Origin of the sequence: Pantoea leporis (assembly GCF_028048155.1) — a bacterium.
GTDB lineage: Bacteria > Pseudomonadota > Gammaproteobacteria > Enterobacterales > Enterobacteriaceae > Pantoea > Pantoea leporis.
On record NZ_JALMEU010000006.1, the window covers coordinates 1 to 22,889 of the forward strand.

Annotated in this window: 23 protein-coding genes and 1 tRNA gene; 15 read left to right on the forward strand and 9 right to left on the reverse strand. The window is 55.6% G+C overall.

Going from position 1 to position 22,889, the window contains the following annotated elements; genetic code table 11:
• The first annotated feature begins 63 nt into the window (after window positions 1–63).
• The 9 genes from MWH02_RS15805 (at window position 64) to MWH02_RS15845 (ending at window position 7,917) form a co-directional block, all read left to right on the forward strand.
• A complete protein-coding gene (locus MWH02_RS15805; RefSeq protein WP_271460989.1) occupies window positions 64–678 on the forward strand; it encodes a recombinase family protein in 615 nt (204 codons plus the stop codon).
• Window positions 679–723: 45 nt separating this feature from the next.
• Window positions 724–1,893 carry a phage tail sheath protein gene (locus MWH02_RS15810; protein ID WP_061720443.1) on the forward strand — a complete coding sequence of 390 codons (1,170 nt, stop codon included), beginning with the start codon at window positions 724–726 and terminating at the stop codon, window positions 1,891–1,893.
• A gap of 12 nt (window positions 1,894–1,905) precedes the next feature.
• Window positions 1,906–2,421 carry a phage major tail tube protein gene (locus MWH02_RS15815; protein ID WP_271460990.1) on the forward strand — a complete coding sequence of 172 codons (516 nt, stop codon included), beginning with the start codon at window positions 1,906–1,908 and terminating at the stop codon, window positions 2,419–2,421.
• 54 nt (window positions 2,422–2,475) lie between these two features.
• A complete protein-coding gene (locus MWH02_RS15820) occupies window positions 2,476–2,778 on the forward strand; it encodes a phage tail assembly protein (RefSeq protein WP_271460991.1) in 303 nt (100 codons plus the stop codon).
• Window positions 2,779–2,792: 14 nt separating this feature from the next.
• Complete coding sequence (locus MWH02_RS15825) at window positions 2,793–2,912, forward strand: GpE family phage tail protein (protein ID WP_071531062.1); 120 nt, start codon at window positions 2,793–2,795, stop codon at window positions 2,910–2,912.
• Window positions 2,905–6,057, forward strand: coding sequence for a phage tail tape measure protein (locus tag MWH02_RS15830; protein WP_271460992.1), 3,153 nt, complete (start codon window positions 2,905–2,907; stop codon window positions 6,055–6,057). The genes MWH02_RS15825 and MWH02_RS15830 overlap by 8 nt, the downstream gene beginning before the upstream one ends.
• The gene (locus tag MWH02_RS15835) at window positions 6,054–6,539 is read left to right on the forward strand and encodes a phage tail protein (RefSeq protein WP_271460993.1); all 486 of its coding nucleotides are present in this window, start codon (window positions 6,054–6,056) and stop codon (window positions 6,537–6,539) included. The genes MWH02_RS15830 and MWH02_RS15835 overlap by 4 nt, the downstream gene beginning before the upstream one ends.
• Window positions 6,536–7,636 carry a phage late control D family protein gene (locus MWH02_RS15840; RefSeq protein WP_271460994.1) on the forward strand — a complete coding sequence of 367 codons (1,101 nt, stop codon included), beginning with the start codon at window positions 6,536–6,538 and terminating at the stop codon, window positions 7,634–7,636. Before MWH02_RS15835 ends, MWH02_RS15840 begins: the two co-directional genes overlap by 4 nt.
• 62 nt (window positions 7,637–7,698) lie before the next feature.
• Window positions 7,699–7,917 carry an ogr/Delta-like zinc finger family protein gene (locus tag MWH02_RS15845; RefSeq protein ID WP_271460995.1) on the forward strand — a complete coding sequence of 73 codons (219 nt, stop codon included), beginning with the start codon at window positions 7,699–7,701 and terminating at the stop codon, window positions 7,915–7,917.
• Window positions 7,918–8,027: 110 nt separating this feature from the next.
• On the opposite strand, the gene MWH02_RS15850 is transcribed toward MWH02_RS15845, so the two are convergent.
• From MWH02_RS15850 to MWH02_RS15860, 3 genes are all read right to left on the reverse strand, one after another.
• Window positions 8,028–8,948: a hypothetical protein gene (locus MWH02_RS15850; RefSeq protein WP_271460996.1), complete on the reverse strand. Its 921-nt coding sequence runs from the start codon at window positions 8,946–8,948 to the stop codon at window positions 8,028–8,030.
• A gap of 350 nt (window positions 8,949–9,298) precedes the next feature.
• Window positions 9,299–9,374: transfer RNA gene (locus MWH02_RS15855), tRNA-Ile, on the reverse strand.
• Between the two features lie 188 nt (window positions 9,375–9,562).
• Complete coding sequence (locus tag MWH02_RS15860) at window positions 9,563–10,345, reverse strand: SDR family NAD(P)-dependent oxidoreductase (RefSeq protein WP_271460997.1); 783 nt, start codon at window positions 10,343–10,345, stop codon at window positions 9,563–9,565.
• A 134-nt stretch (window positions 10,346–10,479) separates the two neighbouring features.
• Between MWH02_RS15860 and MWH02_RS15865 the strand changes: the two genes are divergently transcribed.
• Together MWH02_RS15865 and mug are read left to right on the forward strand one after the other, a co-directional pair.
• Window positions 10,480–11,067, forward strand: a complete 588-nt coding sequence (locus tag MWH02_RS15865; protein ID WP_271461074.1) for a TetR/AcrR family transcriptional regulator — start codon at window positions 10,480–10,482, stop codon at window positions 11,065–11,067.
• Window positions 11,064–11,579, forward strand: coding sequence for a G/U mismatch-specific DNA glycosylase (mug, locus tag MWH02_RS15870; protein ID WP_271460998.1), 516 nt, complete (start codon window positions 11,064–11,066; stop codon window positions 11,577–11,579). Before MWH02_RS15865 ends, mug begins: the two co-directional genes overlap by 4 nt.
• 63 nt (window positions 11,580–11,642) lie before the next feature.
• On the opposite strand, the gene rpoD is transcribed toward mug, so the two are convergent.
• The 3 genes from rpoD to rpsU form a co-directional block, all read right to left on the reverse strand.
• Window positions 11,643–13,484 (reverse strand): RNA polymerase sigma factor RpoD, encoded by a 1,842-nt coding sequence (gene rpoD, locus MWH02_RS15875; protein ID WP_064738465.1) that lies wholly within the window; start codon window positions 13,482–13,484, stop codon window positions 11,643–11,645.
• 379 nt (window positions 13,485–13,863) lie between these two features.
• Entirely contained in the window at window positions 13,864–15,609 is a 1,746-nt protein-coding gene (dnaG, locus tag MWH02_RS15880; RefSeq protein WP_110867319.1) for a DNA primase, read from the reverse strand.
• A 118-nt stretch (window positions 15,610–15,727) separates the two neighbouring features.
• On the reverse strand, window positions 15,728–15,943 hold the full coding sequence (rpsU, locus tag MWH02_RS15885) for a 30S ribosomal protein S21 (protein WP_008103436.1): 216 nt from the start codon (window positions 15,941–15,943) through the stop codon (window positions 15,728–15,730).
• A gap of 281 nt (window positions 15,944–16,224) precedes the next feature.
• Between rpsU and tsaD the strand changes: the two genes are divergently transcribed.
• Window positions 16,225–17,238 (forward strand): tRNA (adenosine(37)-N6)-threonylcarbamoyltransferase complex transferase subunit TsaD, encoded by a 1,014-nt coding sequence (gene tsaD, locus MWH02_RS15890; protein WP_101762982.1) that lies wholly within the window; start codon window positions 16,225–16,227, stop codon window positions 17,236–17,238.
• A gap of 29 nt (window positions 17,239–17,267) precedes the next feature.
• Here the strand turns inward: tsaD and plsY are convergent, their stop codons facing one another.
• Window positions 17,268–17,867, reverse strand: a complete 600-nt coding sequence (gene plsY, locus MWH02_RS15895; protein WP_101762983.1) for a glycerol-3-phosphate 1-O-acyltransferase PlsY — start codon at window positions 17,865–17,867, stop codon at window positions 17,268–17,270.
• Between the two features lie 107 nt (window positions 17,868–17,974).
• Here plsY and folB point away from each other — a divergent pair, with 107 nt between their 5' ends.
• Together folB and bacA are read left to right on the forward strand one after the other, a co-directional pair.
• Window positions 17,975–18,334, forward strand: a complete 360-nt coding sequence (gene folB, locus MWH02_RS15900; RefSeq protein WP_192412133.1) for a bifunctional dihydroneopterin aldolase/7,8-dihydroneopterin epimerase — start codon at window positions 17,975–17,977, stop codon at window positions 18,332–18,334.
• 191 nt (window positions 18,335–18,525) lie between these two features.
• Window positions 18,526–19,344 (forward strand): undecaprenyl-diphosphate phosphatase, encoded by an 819-nt coding sequence (bacA, locus tag MWH02_RS15905; protein ID WP_101762986.1) that lies wholly within the window; start codon window positions 18,526–18,528, stop codon window positions 19,342–19,344.
• An 18-nt stretch (window positions 19,345–19,362) separates the two neighbouring features.
• Here the strand turns inward: bacA and MWH02_RS15910 are convergent, their stop codons facing one another.
• Complete coding sequence (locus MWH02_RS15910; RefSeq protein ID WP_271460999.1) at window positions 19,363–20,595, reverse strand: multifunctional CCA addition/repair protein; 1,233 nt, start codon at window positions 20,593–20,595, stop codon at window positions 19,363–19,365.
• Window positions 20,596–20,737: 142 nt separating this feature from the next.
• Complete coding sequence (locus tag MWH02_RS15915; protein WP_101762988.1) at window positions 20,738–21,361, reverse strand: TIGR04211 family SH3 domain-containing protein; 624 nt, start codon at window positions 21,359–21,361, stop codon at window positions 20,738–20,740.
• 204 nt (window positions 21,362–21,565) lie between these two features.
• Between MWH02_RS15915 and MWH02_RS15920 the strand changes: the two genes are divergently transcribed.
• Window positions 21,566–22,876 (forward strand): CYTH domain-containing protein, encoded by a 1,311-nt coding sequence (locus MWH02_RS15920; RefSeq protein WP_110867315.1) that lies wholly within the window; start codon window positions 21,566–21,568, stop codon window positions 22,874–22,876.
• The last annotated feature ends 13 nt before the right edge of the window (window positions 22,877–22,889 follow it).

Genomic DNA, 22,889 nt, shown 5'->3' on the forward strand with positions numbered 1-22,889 from the left:
GATAAATGTGGCTCTGATTAGTTTCCTGCTGGCACACTTCGCGGCTTTTAACGGGGTGAGTCCATGCTGATTGGCTATATCAGGGTATCAACAAGTGAGCAGAATACGGATTTACAGCGTAACGCGCTTATGAGCGCAAATTGCGACCTGATTTTAGAAGATAAAATAAGCGGCAAATCCCGCGACAGGCCGGGGCTAAAAAAAGCACTCCGCGCACTCGGACGGGGTGACACGCTCGTCGTTTGGAAGCTGGACCGGTTGGGGCGCAGTATGCAGCATCTGGTTATGCTGACCGAGGAGCTGCGCGAGCGAGGCGTAAACTTTCGCAGCCTGACGGACAGCATTGATACCAGCACGCCGATGGGGCGATTCTTTTTCCACGTGATGGGCGCACTTGCCGAAATGGAGCGTGAGCTAATCGTCGAACGAACCCGCGCCGGACTTGCAGCCGCCCGCGAGAAAGGTCGCATTGGTGGCAGGCGGCGGCTAATGACGCCGGAAATCACTGAGCGCGCCCGGCGAATGCTGGCGCAGGGGGCCACGCTTCTCCAGGTGTCACTGGTGATCGGCGTATCGGTTAAAACTCTATACCGCTACATTCCCGCCTCAGAGCAACGGGCGCTGCGCTCGTCCGTTGTGTCATTGCCCATACAACAGCAAATCAGTGCCCCGAAGTGACATAGCGCCGACCATAGCGGAACCCCTTCACAGGAGAACCGCCATATGGCACAGGATTATCACCACGGCGTGCGCGTTGAGGAAATCAACGAGGGCACCCGAACCATCACCACCATCAGCACGGCGATTGTCGGCATGGTCTGCACCGGCGACGACGCTGACGCGGCCACATTCCCGCTTAATCGTCCGGTACTGCTGACCGACGTCCTCACCGCGAGCGGCAAGGCGGGCGAGTCCGGCACGCTGGCGCGATCGCTGGACGCCATCGCCGACCAGGCGAAACCCGTCACCGTCGTCGTGCGCGTGCCGCAGGGCGAAACCGAGGCTGAAACCACCTCCAATATCATCGGCGGCGTCAGTAACGGCCAGCGCACCGGCATGAAGGCGCTGCTGGCCGCGCAGGCGGTGTGCGGCGTGAAGCCCCGCATTCTCGGCGTGCCCGGTCACGATACGCAGGCTGTGGCTACCGAGCTGCTGAGCGTGGCGCAGAGCCTGCGCGGCTTTGCTTACCTGTCGGCTTACGGCTGTCAGAGCGTGGAAGAGGCGATTGCCTACCGCGCGAACTTCAGCCAGCGCGAGGGCATGCTCATCTGGCCGGACTTCATCAACTTTGACACCGTGCTGAAGGCGGACGCGACGGCCTTCGCCACCGCCCGCGCGCTCGGCCTGCGCGCCAAAATCGACGAGCAAACCGGCTGGCATAAATCCCTGTCGAACGTCGGCGTGAACGGCGTCACCGGCATTTCCAAAGACGTGTTCTGGGACCTGCAGGATCCGGCCACCGACTCCGGCCTGCTGAACCAGAACGACATCACCACGCTGATTCGTAAAGACGGCTTCCGCTTCTGGGGTTCGCGCTGCCTCAGCGATGACCCGCTGTTTGCATTTGAGTGCTACACCCGCACCGCGCAGGTGCTGGCCGACACGATGGCCGAGGCGCACATGTGGGCGGTGGACGGCGCGCTGAATCCGTCGCTGGCCCGCGACATTATCGAGGGCATTCGCGCCAAGCTGCGCAGCCTCGTAAGTCAGGGCTATCTCATCGGCGCGGACTGCTGGCTGGACGAGAGTGTGAACGACAAGGACACGCTCAAAGCGGGCAAGCTGCTGATCGACTACGACTACACGCCGGTGCCGCCGCTTGAAAACCTGCTGCTGCGTCAGCGCATCACCGATCAGTACCTGGTCGATTTCGCCAGCCGCGTCAGCGCATAAGGAGACTGAATCATGGCATTACCCCGCAAGCTCAAGCACCTCAACCTGTTCAACGCAGGCGACAACTGGCAGGGGCTGATCGAGTCCGTGACGCTGCCAAAAATCACCCGCAAGTTCGAAAAGTATCGCGGCGGCGGCATGGACGGTGCGGTGGACATCGACATGGGCCTGGACGACGGCGCGCTGGATACTGAATTCACCTGCGGCGGCGTTGAGGCGAAGCTGTTCAAGCAGATGGGCACCCTGACCGTGGACGGCGTGCAGCTGCGCTTTACCGGCTCCATTCAGCGCGACGACACCGGCGAAGTGCAGGCGGTGGAGCTGGTCGTGCGCGGCCGTCACAAGGAGCTGGACTCCGGCGAGTGGAAGACCGGCGAATCCAGCACCACCAAGGTGTCCGGCACCAACAGCTACGCCAAGCTGACCATCAACGGTGAAGTGCTCTACGAGATTGACCTGGTGAACATGATTCACATCGTGGACGGTACGGACCTGATGGAAGCGCACCGTAACGCGCTCGGCCTGTAATTAATCCGGCAGGGCAAACCCTGCCAACTTTTACCCTTTTAGCGAGACATCGTCATGACTGACAAAATCACCGAAAAAACCGTTGAGCTGGACACCCCGATCCTGCGTGGCAAAACCGAGATTAAAAGCATCGTCGTGCGCAAGCCGCAGTCCGGCGCGCTGCGCGGCACCCGCCTGCAGGCGCTGATGGACATGGACGTGAACGCGATGATCACCGTGCTGCCGCGCGTAACTACCCCGGCGCTGACCACGCAGGAAATCACCGAGATGGACCCCGCCGATCTGGTGAGCCTGTCGGTTGAGGTGGTCACTTTTTTACTGAAGAAGTCGGTGCTGTCGGATTTAGCGACGGCCTGACGGTTGACGATCTGGTGGCGGACATTGCCACCGTCTTTCACTGGCCGCCGTCCGTTACCGAGTTCATGACGCTGACCGAGGTACTGGAGTGGCGGCATAAGGCGATAATGCGACACGGGACCAGCGATGAGTGATAAAGACTTGCGCCTGCAGGTTGTTCTTAACGCGGTAGACAAACTGACCCGCCCCTTCCGCTCTGCCAAGGCCAGCACCCGCGAGCTGGCCGATTCCCTGCGCACCGCGCGCGCCAGCCTGAAGGACTTAGACGCGCAGGCCGCGCGCATCGACGGCTTCCGTAAAGCCCGCTCGCAGCTCGCCATTACCGCGAACAACCTGAAGGGCGCGCGCGAAGAGGCGGCGAGGCTGGCGACACAGTTCAGCGCCACTAACCGGCCCACCGCCGCGCAGGCGAGGGTGCTTGAGCAGGCGAAGAACCGCGTGCGCGAGCTGCAGCAATCCTATAACGGCCTGCTGGGTTCGGTGCAGCGGCAGCGCGCCGCGCTCACAGAATCCGGCATTGATACTAAAAAACTCAGTCAGGCACAGCGCGACCTGAAAGGACGCGCGGACGAGACGCGCGTGGCGATTGACCGGCAGCAGAAGTCGCTGAAGCGGCTCGGCGAACAGCAGGCCAAAATCAACGCGCTGCGGGAGCGCCACGCTCGCTCGCTTGAGGTGCGCGATAAAATTGCCGGTGCCGGAGCGGCGACCTCCGTGGCCGGGCTGGCGATGGGCGCGCCGGTGCTGGCCGCCGTAAAATCCTCGGCGGGCATGGAAGACGCCATGAAGGGCGTGGCGAAGCAGGTGAACGGATTGCGCGACAACGACGGCAACCGCACGGCGCAGTTCTACGATATGCAGGCCGCCATCAAGGCCGCCAGCGAGCAGTTGCCGATGGACAACGGCGCGATTGACTACGCCGCGCTGGTTGAAGGTGGCGCGCGCATGGGTGTGACCAACCAGAACGACTCCTACGAGGACCAGAAGCGCGACCTGCTGGCATTTGCCACCACGGCGGCGAAGGCGTCCACCGCGTTTGAGCTGCCCGCCGGTGAGCTGGCCGAGGGGCTGGGCAAGATTGCGCAGCTCTACAAAATCCCCACGCGCAACATCGAGCAGCTGGGCGACGCGCTGAACTACCTGGACGACAACGCGATGTCCAAAGGCTCGGACATTATCGACGTGCTTCAGCGCATGGGCGGCGTGGCGGACAGGCTGGACTACCGCAAGGCGGCGGCGCTCGGCTCCACGTTCCTGAGCCTCGGCGCAACGTCGGAAAACGCCGCCAGCGCGGCAAACGCCATGGTGCGTGAACTCTCCGTCGCCACCATGCAGGGCAAGACCTTTATGGGCGGCATGGCGCTGCTAAAGCTGGACCCGAAAGCCATTGAAAAGCAGATGACCACGGATGCGATGGGCACCATCCAGCGCGTGCTGGAGAAAGTGAACAACCTGCCCGCCGACAAACGTCTTACCGCGATGACCATGGTGTTTGGCAAGGAATTCGGCAAGGACGCGGCGAAGCTCGCCAACAACATGCCGGAGCTGCGACGCCAGCTGCAGCTGACGCAGGGCAACGCGGCCAGCGGCTCGATGCAGAAAGAATCGGACATCAACAAGGATTCCCTGTCCGCGCAGTGGCTGCTGGTGAAAACCGGTGCGGCCAACACGCTGAGCAGCCTCGGCGACACGCTGCGCGCGCCGCTGATGGAAATCATGGACGCGGTGAAGCGCGTCACCGGCACCATGCGCCGTTGGGTGGAGTCCAACCCGGAGCTGGTCGGCAGGCTGATGAAAATCGCCGCCGTGGTGGCAACGGTAACGCTGGCGCTCGGCACGCTTGCCGTGGGCATAGCTGCCGTGCTCGGTCCGATCCTGATGCTGCGCTTCGGGTTAAACATGCTCGGCCTGAAAGGGCTGGCGAAGCTCTCGCCGCTGCTGGGCGGGCTGGGTAAGGCATTCTCAAAACTCGCGCCCGGTCTTACGTCGTCCGGCGACGGCATCAAAAAGCTGTTCTCACTGTTCAGCGGCGGTGAGGCCGGGGAGTCGGTGAACTGGCTGGAGAAAATCCGCGACGCGCTGGCGTCCCTGCGCGGCGGTGACGATGAGGACGAGGGCGGCGGCATCCTGAACGCCTTCCGTGAGGGCGCGCTGGAGAAAATCAAAGAGAAGGCGCAGGACGCCGGGCAGACGCTGGTTGCGTCCTTCCGTAACCCGATGGCCGGTGTGCGGGCGCTGGGTGCGCAGGTGCGCGGGCTGGCCGGGGCGGCCCTTGCGCCGCTGGCTGCGTCAGTGCGCGGTGCCGGTGGCGCGCTGATGTGGCTGGTGAAGTCGCCTTTTGCCCTGCTGCGCACCGTGCTGACCGGCGTGGTATGGGCGCTCGGTGCGCTGCTGAGTCCCGTCGGGCTGGCCGTCGCGGCACTTGCGGGTGTGGCGCTGGTTATCTGGAAATACTGGGCGCCGATTAAAGCGTATTTAGGCGGCGTGGTGGACGGCTTCCGGGCCGCCGCCGGACCCATCAGCGAGGCGTTTTCACCGCTCCAGCCGGTGTTTCAGTGGATTGGCGACAAGGTGCAGGCACTGTTCGGCTGGTTTAAAGAGCTGCTGACGCCGGTACAGTCCACGGCGGCCGAGCTGGATAGCGCCGCCGCGAAGGGTAAAGCTTTCGGGCAGGCGCTGGCCGACGGCCTGAACATGGTGATGCATCCGCTGGACAGCCTGAAGGCCGGGATCGGCGAGCTGCTGGATAAGTTCGGCCTCGTTAACAAGGCTGCGGCGGGCACAAAGCTGCCGGTGCCGCCGCAGGCCGCCAGCGTCAGTCCAGGCGGAAAATTCACGCTGCCTGCGGGCGGCTTCCCGGCGTTTGCGGGCATGTACGACACCGGCGGCAACATTCCGGCAGGCCAGTTTGGCGTCGTGGGTGAGAACGGCCCGGAAATCGTCGGCGGGCCGGTGAGCGTGACCAGCCGCAGGCGCACCGCGCAGCTGGCGGCCATGGCGGCGCTTACGTTCGGCACCGCTGCCGGAACGGCCGAGGCGAAGCCGCTGCACCCGCTGAGCCTGCCCGCGCAGAGCTACCGGCAGGGCGCGCCGCGCCAGCAGTCAGTGGCGAACGCAGCACCCGTGAGCATTCACGCGCCGATCACCATCATGCAGCAGCCCGGCCAGATCGCGCAGGACGTGGCGGACGAAGTGATGCGCAGGCTGGAGGCGAAAGAGCGGCAGGCGCAGTCCCGCGCCCGCAGCAGTTACCGAGACCGTGGAGGATTTGAATCATGATGATGACGCTGGGCCTGTTTGTTTTCATGCTTAAAACCGTGCCGTATCAGGAGCTGCAGCTGCAGCGCAGCTGGCGCTTTCCGTCGAACAGCCGCGTAGGCGTGCGTCCCTCGCTGCAGTTCCTCGGCCCGGACAATGACACCATCACGCTGTCGGGCGTGCTGCTGCCGGAAATCACCGGCGGCAGGCTGTCGCTGTTCGCGCTGGAGCAGATTGCTGAGCTGGGCCGCGCGTGGCCGCTGATTGAGGGCAGCGGCACCATTTACGGCATGTTCGTGATCGAGAGTCTGAGCCAGACCAAGGCGGAGTTTTTCAGCAACGGTGTGTGCCGGCGCATTGAGTTCACGCTGACGCTGAAGCGCACCGACGAATCGCTGGGTGAGATGTTTGGCAGCCTCAGCGATCAGCTGTCGGCCATGCAGGGCGCGGCCACCGACACCGCCGGTAAAGTTGGCGCAGCCGTGGGCGGGCTGTTCTCATGATGGCGGGCAGCTGGATTAACGGCCAGGCGAACGCGCCCGCCTTTCGTCTGACGCTTGCCGGGGCGGACGTCACGCAGAAGATAGAGCAGCGGCTCATCAGCCTGACGCTGACCGATAACCGCGGCTTTGAAGCGGACCAGCTGGACATCGAACTGGACGACGCGGACGGCCAGCTGCTGATGCCGCGCCGGGGCGTTGAGCTGTCGCTGGCGCTCGGCTGGAAAGGTGAGGCGCTTTTCCCGAAAGGCACCTACACCGTGGACGAAATCGAGCACAGCGGCACGCCGGACCGGCTGACCCTGCGCGCGCGCAGCGCGGACTTCCGCCAGACGCTGAACACCAAGCGCGAAAAGTCGTGGCACCAGACCAGCGTGGGCGAGGTGGTGAAAGAGATTGCCGGGCGGCACAAGCTCAAAACGGCGATAGGCGACAACGTGGCGAAGATGGCCGTGGATCATATCGACCAGACCAACGAGTCAGACGCCAGTTTCCTGATGCGGCTGGCGAAACAGTGCGGCGCGGTGGCCTGCATCAAAAACGGCAACCTGCTGTTTATCCGGCAGGGGCAGGGCAAGACGGCGAGCGGCAAAGTGCTGCCCGCCATCACCCTCGTGCGCAAAGACGGCGACGGCCACCGCTTTACGCTGGCTGACCGTGACGCCTACACCGGCGTGATCGCGAGCTGGCTTCACACCCGCGAGCCGGAGAAAAAGCCGGAGACCACGGTGAAGCGTAAGCGCCGCAAGCCCGCCGCGCAGAAGAAGGAGCCGGAGGCGAAGCAGGGCGACTATCTGATCGGCACAGATGAGAACGTCTTGGTGCTGAGCCGCACTTATGCGAGCCGGGCTAACGCAGAGCGCGCTGCCAAAATGCAGTGGGAAAGGCTACAGCGCGGGGTGGCGACGTTCTCTATTCAGCTGGCGCGTGGTCGCGCAGATCTCTACACGGAAATGCCGGTAAAGGTGAGCGGGTTTAAACAGCAGATTGATGTGGGGGAATGGATTATCACCACGCTAACGCACAGCCTGAGCTCGGAAAACGGCTATACGACCAGCATTGAACTTGAAGTGAAAATAGATTCACTTGAAATGGAATAGTGCTATCTCAAAATGGTTAAATTGAGTAATATTTATCTCAATTGGGTTTTGGAGACGACATTATGATGAATTGCCCTTTGTGCGGTAAAGCCGCACATACCCGCAGCAGCTTTCAGGTATCAGCAACAACTAAAGAACGATATAACCAGTGCCAGAACATCAATTGCAGTTGTACGTTTAAATCCCACGAGACTGTATCAGAGATCATCATGAAGCCCGGAACGGTTAAGCCAGTGCCTCCGCATCCGGGCAGGAATCAGCAGCAGCAATTGTGGCTATGAACGCTTGAGTTAAAGAGCGACTTACCTGAGGCATAAGGTAGCCAGGGAAGTTCTTAAATAAAGATGCCTTACATTTACGGATATCTACGTAAGGCACTAATATAAAAAAATTAAATGTTAATTATTTGTGCGTATTTTTCCATGCTTCCTATTTCAATGTAAAACAGTTCTAGGTGCTGCATCGGTGTCGGTGGTACCCAAATAGTTCTGACTTCATTCTGATAAGAGTATCTAAAATGTTTAGCTAATAAAATTTCGACATCTTTCGGGTTGCAAGTAAGGGGGTCTGAATATTTAACTGGAGAAGCGAACCCATTAAATTCAGGGTGTTTATTCTTAACAGCCTTCATCATCTTTTGAAACAGAATTCTTGGTTTGGTAATCACAATGCAAGAATTAGCTTCAAAGTCATCATACTCTCTAAGGGTGTATTTACTAGCAAAACAATGAACATAGTAGTTAGTAGTGGATTTGAGATGAAAAGTTACATTCCCAAAAGCAGGAATAATTTCATTATTACTGTTTTTAAAAGTTATATTTTCAGATCTAGTACTTACGGAAAACGAAAGTTCATCGTCTTGTATTGCTTTATTCAATGAAGAGTCATTATATAATGATGCAGGGGCAATCCTTATTCTTCCATGTTTATACATGGAATCTAAATGTTCTTTTTTTCCAAATTTATATATGTGTCCTTCCTTCAAGCCTCCAATTTTATCTATTGCTATCTTCGATGGCGGTATATTAGGGAAAGTAGGGTTTACTATAGAGGCATCCTTCATAAATCCATTAGTGAATCCATTCGGGTACGTGCCATATCTTATTGTAAATTCTTCTAATATATGAGTCCATACAGAAAGCCAAAACATACCCTCCTTATTTACTCCATGAAGTCCGACTTTACCCTCGGGAGTAAGAGTAGCCATATTTAAAAATATGTCTTTGGTTCTAACTTGTAATTCTTCATCGGTTAGGAATTCCATATATCGATGTTTGCGATACTCATCACGCCAAAAATCATTATTAGTCAATATGCTACCCTCATTTTTTCCATATGAATACTACGACTATCTTAAAGCTTCAGCGGACATTACCGGCACAGATAGGATAATCCAGAAGATGCCAACTCTGCTCACAAAATGGCTGATCAAACATTCGGCTGTTAAACCCTAAGTATCCCTGCTGCAGTCACCTAAAAACAGTTGGTGTGTTCGTTAGAGAACTCTTTTTGAAGCAGTGATAGAAGTTTTTACACTCTAGAAGATTGCAGCAAACAAAATGGAAAGAAAATCTGCTGCCATTTTGCTGCCAATGACAGATTGCGAAAACAAAAAAGCCACCTCGAAAGGTGGCTTAAATTCATGATTTACATCACTAAATTTGGTGGCCCCTGCTGGGTTTGAACCAGCGACCAAGCGATTATGAGTCGCCTGCTCTAACCACTGAGCTAAGGGGCCAGCGGAGCGGGGATTATAGAGTATCTTGTTAGGGTGATCCAGAGTTCGCCATTTGGATGGTGAAAATTACAGCAATAGCTGACTCATTGATCTCAAAAGAAAATTCTATCGTCCCACGCTCTATCGCTTATTAAGCGCCCAACCAGCATTGGTTTTTGAGACCAGGCTCATTCGAAAGTTTGCTTATGCTACAAATAGCGTGATGCAGGCTTGTTAAGCGAGATGAACGGCAATATGGCGATGCGTGCTTCTTCGTAACTCTGCCAAAGCTGCACATCTTCAACGGATGGTATTGTTATCAGTTCGCCGGCATCAAGTCCACGTAGCGCAGCCGAGACTAAATCATCCACTTCCATCAGCATCTCAGCGGGAAGTTCGTTAATGGATTTTCCTGCGCGCTCGAAAATCTCGGTACGCGTTAAGCCTGGCAACACCGCCTGCATACGCACACCGCTTTCGGCTAATTCACGATGCAAATTACGGGTCAGGGAAAGCACATACGCTTTGCTGGCGTTGTACGCGCCATTCGCCGATTCGCTCACTAGCGCTAGCACTGAAGCAATATTCACTATCGTACCATTGCGACGTGCACGAAACGCCTGCGCAGCAGTGTGGGCCAGCTGTGTCAGCGCCACGATATTTAATGTCAGCATTGTTTGAATTTTCGCGATGTCACCGTCGATGAATTTACCTTCAACCGTCATGCCCGCATTGTTTACCAGCAGAGTTATCGCTTTATTTTGCTGGATTTCGTGATCGACTCTTTGCAAATCATCATGGTTGGTGAGATCGGCCGCTAACACGCTGACTTCAACGCCATGTGATTCACGCAAAGATTGCGCCAACAGATTGAGCCTGGCTGCATCGCGCGCCACCAGAATCAAGTTTGTGCCGCGTGCTGCCAGCTGTTTTGCATAGGTCGCGCCAATTCCGCTTGATGCGCCGGTGATCAAAGCCAAGTGTTGTGACATGGTGTATTCCTTTAAATGATGGTTATCATATTTACGCGGTTTAATATGACGATCATAATATTTGTCGTCAAGCTAGAATATGATGGTTGTAATAATTACACTGATTGCTATCAACGATATGGGAGTCAATGAAGATGGAAAAGCTGAGCCATAAAGCGCGTACGCGACAGCGCATTCTGGATGAAGCCTCTGTGGTAATGCGCGAGAACGGCACTGAAAGCATCGGTGTCGCGGCGCTGATGAAGCGCGTGGGCTTAACGCACGGCGGCTTTTATGCCCACTTCGCCTCGCGCGAAGATTTAGTGCAAGCGGTGATCGCTGAGATGTTTGCCGATTCGGCGCGCCGCTTTGCGGATATCACCTCAATTAACGATCCCGCTGAACGACTGAGTCAGTTAATCGATAGCTATTTATCCGAGCATCATTGCAACACGCCGGGTGAAGGCTGTCCGCTGCCTGCGCTGGTGAGTGAAATGGCACATTTACCGGTTGAGGCGCGCACACTATTTTCCCAGCGGCGAGAAGCCATGCGGCAGCGCCTGGCGTTGACGCTACATGAACTTAACCATCCGCATGCGGATGACTCCGCGACCACCATGTTGGCTGAAATGGTTGGCGCGGTGGCAATGGCACGTGCTTGTCCGGACGACGAGGAAGCACGTACGATGTTGGCGAGCAGTCGTCGGTCGGTAAAACAACGCGCCGGACTGGAGATGGCATGAGCGAGCACGATATCCGCGACATTATTGCGCCTGATTTACAGGTGCTGTTTTGTGGCATCAATCCGGGCAAATCGTCGGCGCACACCGGATTTCACTTTGCGCATCCCGGTAATCGCTTTTGGAAGGTGATTTACCAGGCCGGCTTTACGCGCGAGTTACTTAAGCCCGAGCAGGAGCAGCGGCTGCTGGAAACTGGCTGTGGCATCACCATGCTGGTGGAGCGTCCAACGGTGCAGGCTAACGAGTTGGACGGCGATGAATTACGCGACGGTGGTTCACGCCTGCAACAAAAGATTCTGCACTATCAGCCGCGTGCGTTGGCGGTGTTGGGCAAGGATGCTTTTCAGAAAGCGTTTCGTCAGCACAAAGTTGAGTGGGGCGAGCAGCCGCAAACGCTGGGTGAAACGCGTTTGTGGGTGCTGCCTAATCCGAGCGGGTTAAATCGTGCGACGCTGGAAGAGATGGCCGCATCCTATCGCCAACTGCATGATTGGCTGCAGAACAACGCGTGAAAGAGCTATTCTTCAGGCAATAAAAAACCCCGGCAAGCCAGGGTTTTTTCGTCTAGACAACGATTAATCGTCGAGGAAGCTACGCAGTACTTCTGAGCGGCTTGGGTGACGCAGTTTACGCAGCGCCTTGGCTTCGATCTGACGAATACGCTCACGCGTTACATCAAACTGTTTGCCAACCTCTTCCAGCGTGTGGTCGGTGTTCATATCGATACCGAAACGCATACGCAAAACTTTCGCTTCGCGCGCGGTCAGGCCAGCCAACACGTCGTGGGTCGCTGAGCGCAGGCTTTCCGAGGTTGCGGAATCCAGCGGCAGCTCCAGCGTGGTGTCTTCGATAAAATCGCCCAGATGCGAATCTTCATCATCACCAATCGGCGTCTCCATAGAGATCGGCTCTTTAGCGATTTTCAGCACTTTGCGGATCTTATCTTCAGGCATCAGCATACGTTCAGCCAGCTCTTCCGGCGTCGGTTCGCGACCCATCTCCTGCAGCATCTGACGCGAAATACGGTTGAGTTTGTTGATGGTCTCAATCATATGCACCGGAATACGGATGGTGCGCGCCTGGTCAGCGATAGAGCGGGTGATAGCCTGACGGATCCACCATGTGGCGTAAGTTGAGAACTTATAACCACGACGATATTCAAACTTATCAACGGCTTTCATCAGGCCGATGTTGCCTTCCTGAATCAGATCGAGGAACTGCAGACCACGGTTGGTGTATTTCTTGGCGATAGAGATAACCAGACGTAAGTTTGCTTCAACCATCTCTTTCTTCGCACGGCGCGCTTTCGCTTCGCCGATAGACATGCGACGGTTAATGTCCTTCACCTGCTCGATGGTCAAGCCGGTTTCTTCTTCGATCTGCTGCAGTTTGTACAGCGAACGATTCACATCATCTTCAACTTCCAGCAGCTTCTCAGACCAAGGCTTGTTCATCGCCAGCGCGGCTTTGAACCAGCTTGGGTTGGTTTCGTTGCCGGTGAACAGCGTGATGAAGTTTTTCTTCGGCATCTTGCACAGTTCAATACACAGCTTCATGATCAGGCGCTCTTGCGTACGCACGCGCTCCATCATTTCACGCATATTGTTTACCAGGTAGTCGAACTGCTTCGGTACCAGGCGGAACTGCTTGAACACTTCAGAGAGATTCTGGATTTCGGCTACGGCGTCAGCATGGCTGCGACCTTTCGCTTTGATGACGGTACGCGTGGTTTCATACTGCGTACGCAGGTCGCCAAACTTCTCGCGAGCCAGTTCTGGATCGATAGAATTATCGTCGTCAGAGCTGTCGTCATCCTCTTCATCTTCTTCTTCATCGTCGTTACGATCTTCCTGAGATAACTCAGAACCCACGTGCGTGGCGGTCGGCGCGATATCTTCTTCCGCGTTAGGATCGATGAAGCCGATGATCAAGTCAGACAGGCGATAGTCGCCCGCTTCAACGCGATCATACTGATCGAGTAGATAGGTGATCGCTTCCGGATATTCGGCTACAGAGCATTGGACCTGGTTGATACCGTCTTCGATGCGCTTAGCGATGTCAATTTCGCCTTCGCGCGTCAGCAGTTCAACGGTACCCATTTCGCGCATGTACATGCGCACCGGGTCGGTGGTACGGCCAATTTCAGATTCAACACTGGATAAAACCTGAGCGGCGGCTTCTGCGGCATCTTCGTCAGTATCGGAGCTGTTTTCATTCAGTATCAGATCATCAGCATCAGGCGCTTCTTCAACAACCTGAATACCCATGTCATTAATCATCTGGATGATGTCTTCGATCTGATCGGAGTCGACGATATCTTCCGGCAGATGGTCATTGACCTCAGCATAGGTCAAATAGCCTTGCTCCTTACCACGGGTGACAAGTAGCTTAAGCTGTGACTGCGGGTTTTGCTCCATAAGACGGTATCCACACTTCTGTTAATTAGATTGGTGTCGGTCGGCGCGAGCCAACTATAACAGTGAAGGCGTTGTGTTTTTGCCGCTGCCTACATCGCGGCCAGGGCTGAAGCCCATCTATAATCGGCACTTAAGCCGCTTGTGTTCTTTCCGAGGCTAACTTACTTGCCATTTTCAGTGCTGGCAGTGCTCGCAATCCTCACGTACTTCAGTACGCTCCGGTTGCTGTGCGCTGGCAGCACTGAAACTGGCTGCGACGTTGACGCCTCTAAATTTGTGCTGTGTGTTTCCGGCTTCGCTTATCGCGTCTATCATTCCGGAAATCACTGAACCAGAATGCTGTTTTTAACGTACTTGCAGTTCTGATCCCGTTAAAATCTTATTTTTTCGCTAATGCCTGGCTTAAAGCCCAGAATTCACGGCGTTCGACGGCGCTTAGGCCTTCAGTTCGCTCGCGCGCGATCAGCGCTTCAAGGCGCTGTTCGAGTGCGGAATCGTAAATGCTCGCCAGTGAATCCTGGAACACTTCTTCCGCCTCTTCATCCACTATCATGTGGTTCCAGGTGGCCAGTGTTTCAAGGGGCTGGCTAAAATTTGTTCCGCGATATAACTCTAGTAGCTGTCCGGTGGTCAGGCCAGGATTCTCTGTACAACGGCTGACTAACTCCACAAATAGCGGTAAACCCGCCATTTTTGACTGCTCCAGTCCATCCAGTGTAGGCACGATGGAGGCAAATTGCGGATTCTGCACTAATAACGCGATCAATACGCGCATGGTGGTGCGCTTCAACGGTGGGGCAGTTGGCAGCACTCCGCTTTCTGCCAGCTTCGGCATCAGCTTGTCTAACTGGTTATCGTCAAGAATCCCGAGTTTATTACCCAAGGTTTGACGCATATAAATGCGCAGCGTTTCACCGGGAATTTGACTAATCAGCGGTAACGCCAAGGTCGCCAGCTTGGTCTTGCCATCGCGTGTACTCAAATCCACTTGCGGCATCAGGCTGTCGAACAAAAATGTGGAGAGCGGTGTAGCCTGCTCCATCCGCGCTTCAAAGGCTGCTTTGCCCTCTTTGCGTACCAGCGTGTCCGGATCCTCGCCATCGGGCAAAAACATAAAGCGTAGCTGACGACCATCATTCATGTAAGGCAATGCGGTTTCGAGCGTACGCCATGCCGCTTCACGTCCGGCGCGATCGCCGTCGTAACAGCAAATCACGGTATCCGTTGAGCGATAAAGCAGCTGAACGTGTTCAGCGGTGGTCGAAGTGCCCAACGAAGCTACGGCATAATCGATGCCAAACTGCGCCAGCGCCACCACGTCCATATAACCTTCGACAACCAGCAAACGCGTGGGTTGCGGATGATTTTTTTGCGCTTCATAAAGTCCGTATAACTGGCGGCCTTTATGGAAAATCGGTGTTTCCGGTGAGTTCAGATACTTCGGCGTATCGTTGCCCAGCACGCGGCCACCAAAACCAATCACGCGGCCACGCTTATCACGAATAGGGAACATCACACGATCGCGGAAGCGATCGTAGGTGCGGCCAGAGTCATTGCTGACCAACATGCCCGCTTCCATCAGTGATTCGCGATCATCTTTCTGCTGCCCAAAGCGCTTCAGAGCATTATCCCAACCCGCAGGCGCATAGCCGATAGCGAAGTGATCGATCACTTCCTGACTAAGACCGCGCGTGGCGAGATAGTTCTGTGCAGATTGCGCTTGTGGATTACGCAGGCTCTGTTGATAGAAGCCGTTCAGGCCATCCAGCAACTGATAAAGACTTTGACGTTGATGGCGCTCCATCTGGCTAGGACCGTTGCCCGCTTCATACGGCACTTCTAAGCCATGAAGCGTGGCGAGCTCCTCAACACTCTCAACAAATTCCAGACGATCGTGATTCATCAGGAAGTCGATGGCGTTGCCTTTGGCGCCACAGCCGAAGCAGTAATAGAACTGCTTCTCACCGCTTACGGTGAAAGAGGGGGTTTTCTCGTTATGAAAAGGACAGCACGCGTGATAGTTCTTACCCTGCTTTTTCAGCTTAACGCGGGCATCGATAATATCCACGATGTCCGTGCGGGCAAGTAAGTCGTTGATAAATATGCGTGGAATTCGTCCAGCCATAAGCCCCGATTTTTCAGCTCATAAACGACAACAAGCCGCGCTTCCTTTCGGAAAGCACGGCCTTTTACTTGACTCTGTCTGCGTTTATCACGCGGCGGAAGCAAGCTTCCGCAAGAAATTAGTACAGACGAGTGCGGCGTGCGTTTTCGCGAGCCAGTTTCTTGGCATGACGCTTAACTGCAGATGCTTTAGCGCGCTTACGCTCAGTGGTAGGCTTCTCGTAGAACTCACGGCTACGAACTTCTGCCAAAACACCTGCTTTCTCGCATGAACGCTTAAAGCGACGCAGTGCTACGTCGAACGGCTCGTTTTCACGTACTTTAATTACCGGCATGTAACTCTTACCTCGATAAAATTCGGTTTTTGCTGCTGACTGCGGCGCCAGCACATTTCAAAATGGTGCAGCATTTTACTCCAGCCGCGGCCGACTTGTAAAGCACCATGTATAATTTAGAACCAACAGGGGCATATGCCATCGCGGCTGCCGGTTTTTTCAGGCCGTGGAGTATAGCGCACTCTTTGTGCGACAGAAAAACACTTTTTCAGGGGCAAAGTCTCTGGCGTGAGAATTGCCTGTGTTACACTGCGCGCCGCACGAAGAGGGTGATAAAAGCTATGCGAGTTCTGGGTATTGAAACGTCCTGCGATGAAACCGGCATCGCGATTTACGACGATGCGTCCGGTCTGCTGGCAAATCAACTATATAGCCAGGTGAAACTGCATGCCGATTACGGCGGCGTGGTGCCGGAACTGGCATCGCGTGACCACGTCCGTAAAACCGTGCCGCTGATTCAGGCGGCACTGAAAGAAGCGGGTCTTGAGCCACAACAGATTGACGGCGTCGCCTACACCGCCGGGCCCGGATTGGTGGGGGCGCTGCTGGTTGGCGCCACCATTGGCCGAGCGTTGGCATTCGCCTGGAATGTGCCGGCGGTGCCGGTGCATCATATGGAAGGGCATCTTCTGGCGCCGATGCTGGAAGAGAATCCGCCGGAATTCCCGTTTGTCGCGCTGCTGGTTTCCGGCGGGCATACGCAATTGATCAGCGTGACCGGCATTGGTGAATACACCTTATTGGGCGAATCGATTGACGATGCGGCTGGCGAAGCGTTCGATAAAACCGCCAAGCTGCTGGGGCTGGATTATCCCGGCGGACCGATGCTGTCGCGTATGGCGCAGCAAGGCACGCCAAACCGTTTCCGCTTCCCGCGGCCAATGACCGATCGTCCGGGGCTGGATTTCAGCTTCTCCGGCCTGAAAACCTTTGCGGCGAATACCATTCGCGAGCATCAGGGCGACGAGCAAGCTCGCGCGGATATCGCCCGCGCATTTGAAGATGCGGTGGTTGATACCTTAATGATTAAGTGCAAACGCGCGCTTGAGCAAACTGGCTTTAAACGTTTGGTGATTGCGGGTGGCGTCAGCGCGAACCGCACGTTGCGTGAGCGCATGGCCGAGATGATGCAAAAGCGTGGCGGCGAAGTGTTTTACGCGCGCCCTGAGTTTTGCACCGATAACGGCGCGATGATTGCTTACGCGGGCATGGTGCGCCTCAAAGGCGGCACCAGCGGTGGACTCAGCGTCAGCGTGCGGCCGCGCTGGCCGCTGGCAGAATTGCCCGCCATCTAAAATAAAAAACCGGCCTTGCGCCGGTTTTTTTATTTCTTCTTATTCCGCTTCCAGATCTTATTTTCCTGGCCGCGCCACAGGCGCTGGATGTTGTCGTGGTGCCGCAACAGAATCAGACACGAGAGCATCGAAACGGGGAAAGTAAATTGCGGTTTGAACCACCACACGTAAAACGGTGCGATCAGCGCGCTGACAATCGCGCCAAGTGACGAATAGCCGCTTAGCAGCACCGTCAGCAGCCAGGTGCCGGTCATCAATCCCGTCAAATCCCAGCCAATCGGCGCAATCGCACCAAAGGCCGTCGCCACGCCTTTACCGCCGCGAAAACGAAAGAACACCGGATAGATGTGGCCCAGACAGGCGGCAATCGCCGTGAGGCCAAGATAGAGCGGGGCAACGTGCAGCAGATAAGCAATCCACACCGGCAGCATGCCTTTTGCCACGTCGAAAATCAGCACCGCCGCAGCGGCGGCTTTGCCACCAATGCGCAAAACGTTGGTCGCGCCAGGATTGCCTGAGCCTTGCGAGCGCGGATCGGGTAAACCAGCCAGTTTACAGACCAGTATCGCACTGGAAATCGAGCCGCAAAGATACGCGAAAATAATCATACCAAGCGCGATAGCACTCATAGCGTCGTACCGTTCCTTTTGGGTCGTTTTGTTCTCGATAAGCGTGGATAATACGCATAATCCGCCGGAAGTGGTATCCGGCTTAGCCAAAAACAGAGACTGACATCATGGATATCGTATTTATCGAGCAGCTTACCGTGTTCACAACTATTGGCGTTTACGACTGGGAACAAGGCATGCAGCAGAAGCTGGTGCTCGATGTCGAAATGGCGTGGGACAACCGTCACGCCGCCGCCAGCGACGATGTGAATGATTGTCTGAGCTACGCCGATGTCACGGAAATGATCCTCAATCATCTGCAAGGCCAGCGTTTCGCCCTGGTCGAAAGGGTAGCAGAAGAAATCGCCGATCTGTTGATGAATCGTTTCAAAACCCCCGGCGTGCGCATAAAGGTAGGCAAACCGGGCGCTGTAGCGCAGGCGGCCAGCGTTGGCGTACGTATTGAGCGCGGGACTATTCCGAAATAAATCTTCCGTGATTGCCATCACAATGAAACCAAACCAAATTATGGTGTGTCTCACTTGAGGCCGTTGCGCTAACCAGCAGGAAGTGACCGAATTTCTTAAGGTTTCCTTCAGCGTGACGCAGGCATAATTTCAGGCGGTAGCCCTTTGCGACCGCCTTTTTACTGTTTAAAACGGATAGAGGAAATATTTTGATGGCAGACATTCACCAGCTTTGGGTAGCTGCAATCCTGGGGGTTGTAGAAGGCCTCACGGAATTCCTGCCGGTCTCTTCCACGGGCCACATGATTATTGTTGGCCATCTGTTGGGTTTTGAAGGCCAGACCGCTGAAACCTTCGAAGTGGTGATTCAGCTCGGTTCGATTCTGGCTGTGGTCGTGATGTTCTGGCGCCGCCTGTTTGGTTTGATCGGCATTCACTTCGGTGAGGTCAAACATGAAGGCGTGGGTACGGGCAAATTAACCCTGATTCATATTCTGTTGGGTATGGTGCCTGCGGTGGTGATTGGTTTGCTGCTGCACGACCAAATCAAAACGCTGTTTAACCCGATCAACGTGATGTATGCGCTGGTGGTCGGCGGTGTGCTGCTGCTGGTGGCGGAATACTTCAAGCCGAAGCAGCCGAAAGCGGTTGGCGTTGACGATATCACCTACCGTCAGGCATTTATGATTGGCTGCTTCCAGTGTCTGGCGCTGTGGCCGGGCTTCTCGCGCTCAGGTGCGACGATTTCTGGCGGTATGCTGATGGGCGTGAGCCGTTATGCGGCGTCAGAGTTCTCGTTCATTCTGGCGGTGCCGATGATGATTGGCGCCACCGGACTGGATCTCTACAAGAGCCTCGGCTTCCTGACGATGCAGGATTTCCCAATGTTTGCCGTCGGTTTTGTAACGGCTTTCGTCGTGGCGCTGCTGGCGATCAAGGTGTTCCTTGAGCTGATCAAGCGTATCTCGTTCGTCTCTTTCGCTATCTACCGCTTCATTGTTGCGGCCGTGGTTTACGCCATCTTTATGTAAGTTGCCTCGCGCGGCTGGTTACACTGGCCGCGCGTTAATCAATTGCGCCTGCAGCACCGCCACACGCCGACGCGTCAACTCTTCCCGCACTTCCGCCCCTTTAAAACCTGCTGCCACCACATCTTTGGTTGGCACCGCTTGCGCCAGCGCAAACGCCTGACGCAAATAGTCGCCTTGCGGATAAGTCATGCTTTCCAGACCCGCACGCCCGCGCGCATCCGCTTCGCTGGTCAGCGCCATCTTCTCCACGCGATCGGGCTTGCGCCAGGCATCAATTCGATCAAAAAGCGCGATTAACGCGTCAGCTGGCTGGCGCTCAATGGTGTGCACCACGTCATGGAATTCGGTCACCACTAACGCCAAATCACGCACCTGATTCGGCACGCGCAGGCGCTGGCACAGCGCTTCAACAATCGGCACGCCCGCGAGGCCATGACCATGATGGCTCGGCCATTTTTCTGCTGGCGTCAGCGCCTTACCGACATCGTGGAACAGCGTAGCGAAACGCACATCAAGCTGATCCGAGAGCGCAGCGGACATCGCCAGCGTCATCAGCGCATGGATGCCGGTATCAATCTCGGGATGCCATTTGATCGGGGCCGGAATGCCATAAAGATTATCGATTTCCGGGAACAGCACCTGCAGCGCGCCGCAATCACGTAATACCTGGAAATAGACCTGTGGATTGCGCGTCAGCAGCGCTTTTTCCGTCTCTTTCCACACCCGTTCTGCGGTGAGATGCGCCAGTTCGCCGCTGACCGCCATTTCGCGCATCAGCGCCTGGGTTTCATCAGCAATACGGAAATTCAGATGGGCAAAGCGGGCGGCGAAACGCGCCACGCGCAGTACACGCAGCGGATCTTCGTTAAAGGCGGTGGAAACATGGCGCAGCTGGCGTTTCGCCAGGTCGCGCTGACCACCATACGGATCAATCAGCTCACCGCTGTCGCTTTGGGCGATGGCATTGATGGTGAGATCGCGGCGCTGCAAATCTTGCTCGAGCGTGACATCCGGCGCGAACTGCGTCACAAAGCCGGTGTAACCGTTGCCGCTTTTGCGTTCCGTACGTGCCAGCGCATACTCTTCACGGCTTCGCGGATGCAAAAAAACCGGAAAATCCCGGCCAACCTGCTGATAACCTTCCGCCAGCATCGCATCTGGCGTCGCGCCTACAACAACCCAATCTCTATCTTTTACCGGCAAACGCAGTAAGGCATCGCGCACTGCGCCACCGACCAGAAACGTCTTCACTCAACCACTCCAGAGGCAGATCAAAAATTGCGTGCTGAACACGCTTGTTACTTTATTGTTGCATACTTTGGCTAAATATCGGGCACGCCAAAAAGGGCATCTTACGATCCCCTTAAATAAAAGAACAAATCTGCGTGGCGCGTTAGTTCATCCAGCGATCGTTTTTCTTACGACGCGGCACCATATGCGGCAGCAACAGACCCAACAGCAGACCAACGCCCAGCACGCCGCCGCCATACATAAACCATTGCATGATGATGGTGCGCTGCTTGTCATCCAGTTGCACATTGGCGGCGCTGACTTTCTTCTGCGCGACAATCAGCTCATTTTTTAGCTTCTGATTCTCCGCTTTCAGGCCATCAATGGTGCCGTCGCTGTTGGCGACTTTGTTCTGCATCTCAGAAGTGCGCTGATTCCAGCTGTTGTCAATATTCGCTAGCTTGGCCGTCAGATCTTTAACCTGCTGCTCCAGTTGCGGTACGCGGGTACGCAGGCTAGGACTGGCGCTCAGTTGCGACAGTGGAATCCAGTTAGTTTTGCCTTCTGCATCACGAATCTGACCATATTGAGAGTCGTTATTGGTCTGCAGCAAGGTCACTTCCTCTCCGGCGTTCAGCTTACCGATCAGGCGATATTGATCGCCCGGACCGCTGCGCACCCAAGTGGATAATTCATCGGAGATGTAGCGTTTTTCGTCAGCAGCATGAGCAGGTGTGATGGCGCTGAAAGCCAGCAAAGAAAGGGCAGCAAGTGTGATTTTTTTCATTCGATGTCGTTTTTTCTTAATGGCGTAAAATTACCGGCACAGTCTGGAGACGCTTCTCAAAAATCTGAATGAGAACTATCCTGGTCTCAATCCGGTGCGAAAAGGGTCGTAAAAGCACAAGAAAGCGGAGACAGCGGGCTTCCGGTGCATTACTCTTCGCCAGATTAAACTCGTAAGTGCCAGCAGCGTATTGAATAAAAAATTATGACCATCGAAATCGAATTAAAGTTCATTGCTACACCGCAAGCCGCCGAAAAACTGGCGGAAAAGCTTGCCGCGTGGCCACATCAGCACTTCGCCGCGCGCGAGCTGACCAATATCTATTATGAAACCGACGACAACCAACTGCGTCGCTGGGACATGGGCCTGCGCATTCGTGGCGTTGACCAACGCTATGAAATGACGCTGAAAGCGGCCGGTAAAACCGTTGGCGGTCTGCATCAGCGTCCGGAATACAATGTTGATCTCACGGAGCCGCAGCTGGATATCGCGCGCCTGCCAGCCGAGATTTGGCCGCAGGGCACCGATATTGCTGCACTGCAATCGCGCCTACAGCCGCTGTTCAGCACTCATTTCCAGCGCGAAGCCTGGTTGGTGCAATTTGGCGACAGCGAAATTGAAGTGGCGTTTGACCGCGGCGAAGTCGCTGCCGGTGAATTCAGCGAACCGCTTTATGAAGTCGAGCTGGAGCTCAAAAGTGGTCAACGCGATGACATGCTGAAGTTCGCTGAAGCGCTGGTTACGATGGGCGGATTACGTCTCGGCAGCCTGAGCAAAGCCGCGCGCGGCTATCAGCTGGCGCAGGGTAACTTACCGCGCCCCATCCGTACGTTGCCATTGCAGAAAATCGCCGCGAAAGCGTCGGTTGAGCAGGGCATGATCAACGCAATGACTGCGGCACTGAATCATTGGCAATATCACGAAGAAGTGTGGCTGCGTGGTAATAAAGATGCCAAAGCAGCGGTAATTGATGCGCTGGAAACGCTGCGTCAGGCGTTCTCACTGTTTGGTGCGTTGGTGCCACGCAAAGCCAGCAGCGATCTGCGCCAGAAATTAACCCGTCAGGAAGAGTTGCTGGCCGATGATGAGAACAATGCTGAAGCTACCTGCTTTTCGTTAACCTCGGTTGAAGCTCAGTTAGCACTTACTCACTGGCTGGTTGAGTCGCAGTGGCAAAAATGGCTCGACGACAAGAGCAAAAGCAAGCTGCAGGGATCGTTCAAGCGCTTCAGCGATATTATGCTAAGTCGTATTGCCGCCGATCTCAGAGAAACATTCGTTGATGTTCAACTGTTCAATGAGTTCCAGGATAAAGCCACGCGCCTGAATCGCCAGCTGTTGGCGGTGAACCTGCTGGCGGGTGCTTATCCGGCCGAAGAGGTGAATGTTTGGCTGGACGGTTGGCTGGAGTTACAGCATGCGATTCGAGAGAAGCAGGAGCGTGGCTTAATGCATCTGGTTAACCTGGCCGTGCGCCCCGCACCTTTCTGGCTCAATAGCGGAATCAAACGCTAACGAAAAATCCAAT

Coding starts and splice junctions, on each gene's coding strand:
- MWH02_RS15805 (WP_271460989.1), top strand. CDS start 64: ATGCTGATTGGCTATATCAGGGTATCAACAAGTGAGCAGAATACGGAT.
- MWH02_RS15810 (WP_061720443.1), top strand. CDS start 724: ATGGCACAGGATTATCACCACGGCGTGCGCGTTGAGGAAATCAACGAG.
- MWH02_RS15815 (WP_271460990.1), top strand. CDS start 1,906: ATGGCATTACCCCGCAAGCTCAAGCACCTCAACCTGTTCAACGCAGGC.
- MWH02_RS15820 (WP_271460991.1), top strand. CDS start 2,476: ATGACTGACAAAATCACCGAAAAAACCGTTGAGCTGGACACCCCGATC.
- MWH02_RS15830 (WP_271460992.1), top strand. CDS start 2,905: ATGAGTGATAAAGACTTGCGCCTGCAGGTTGTTCTTAACGCGGTAGAC.
- MWH02_RS15835 (WP_271460993.1), top strand. CDS start 6,054: ATGATGATGACGCTGGGCCTGTTTGTTTTCATGCTTAAAACCGTGCCG.
- MWH02_RS15840 (WP_271460994.1), top strand. CDS start 6,536: ATGATGGCGGGCAGCTGGATTAACGGCCAGGCGAACGCGCCCGCCTTT.
- MWH02_RS15845 (WP_271460995.1), top strand. CDS start 7,699: ATGATGAATTGCCCTTTGTGCGGTAAAGCCGCACATACCCGCAGCAGC.
- MWH02_RS15860 (WP_271460997.1), bottom strand. CDS start 10,345: ATGTCACAACACTTGGCTTTGATCACCGGCGCATCAAGCGGAATTGGC.
- MWH02_RS15865 (WP_271461074.1), top strand. CDS start 10,480: ATGGAAAAGCTGAGCCATAAAGCGCGTACGCGACAGCGCATTCTGGAT.
- mug (WP_271460998.1), top strand. CDS start 11,064: ATGAGCGAGCACGATATCCGCGACATTATTGCGCCTGATTTACAGGTG.
- rpoD (WP_064738465.1), bottom strand. CDS start 13,484: ATGGAGCAAAACCCGCAGTCACAGCTTAAGCTACTTGTCACCCGTGGT.
- dnaG (WP_110867319.1), bottom strand. CDS start 15,609: ATGGCTGGACGAATTCCACGCATATTTATCAACGACTTACTTGCCCGC.
- rpsU (WP_008103436.1), bottom strand. CDS start 15,943: ATGCCGGTAATTAAAGTACGTGAAAACGAGCCGTTCGACGTAGCACTG.
- tsaD (WP_101762982.1), top strand. CDS start 16,225: ATGCGAGTTCTGGGTATTGAAACGTCCTGCGATGAAACCGGCATCGCG.
- plsY (WP_101762983.1), bottom strand. CDS start 17,867: ATGAGTGCTATCGCGCTTGGTATGATTATTTTCGCGTATCTTTGCGGC.
- folB (WP_192412133.1), top strand. CDS start 17,975: ATGGATATCGTATTTATCGAGCAGCTTACCGTGTTCACAACTATTGGC.
- bacA (WP_101762986.1), top strand. CDS start 18,526: ATGGCAGACATTCACCAGCTTTGGGTAGCTGCAATCCTGGGGGTTGTA.
- MWH02_RS15915 (WP_101762988.1), bottom strand. CDS start 21,361: ATGAAAAAAATCACACTTGCTGCCCTTTCTTTGCTGGCTTTCAGCGCC.
- MWH02_RS15920 (WP_110867315.1), top strand. CDS start 21,566: ATGACCATCGAAATCGAATTAAAGTTCATTGCTACACCGCAAGCCGCC.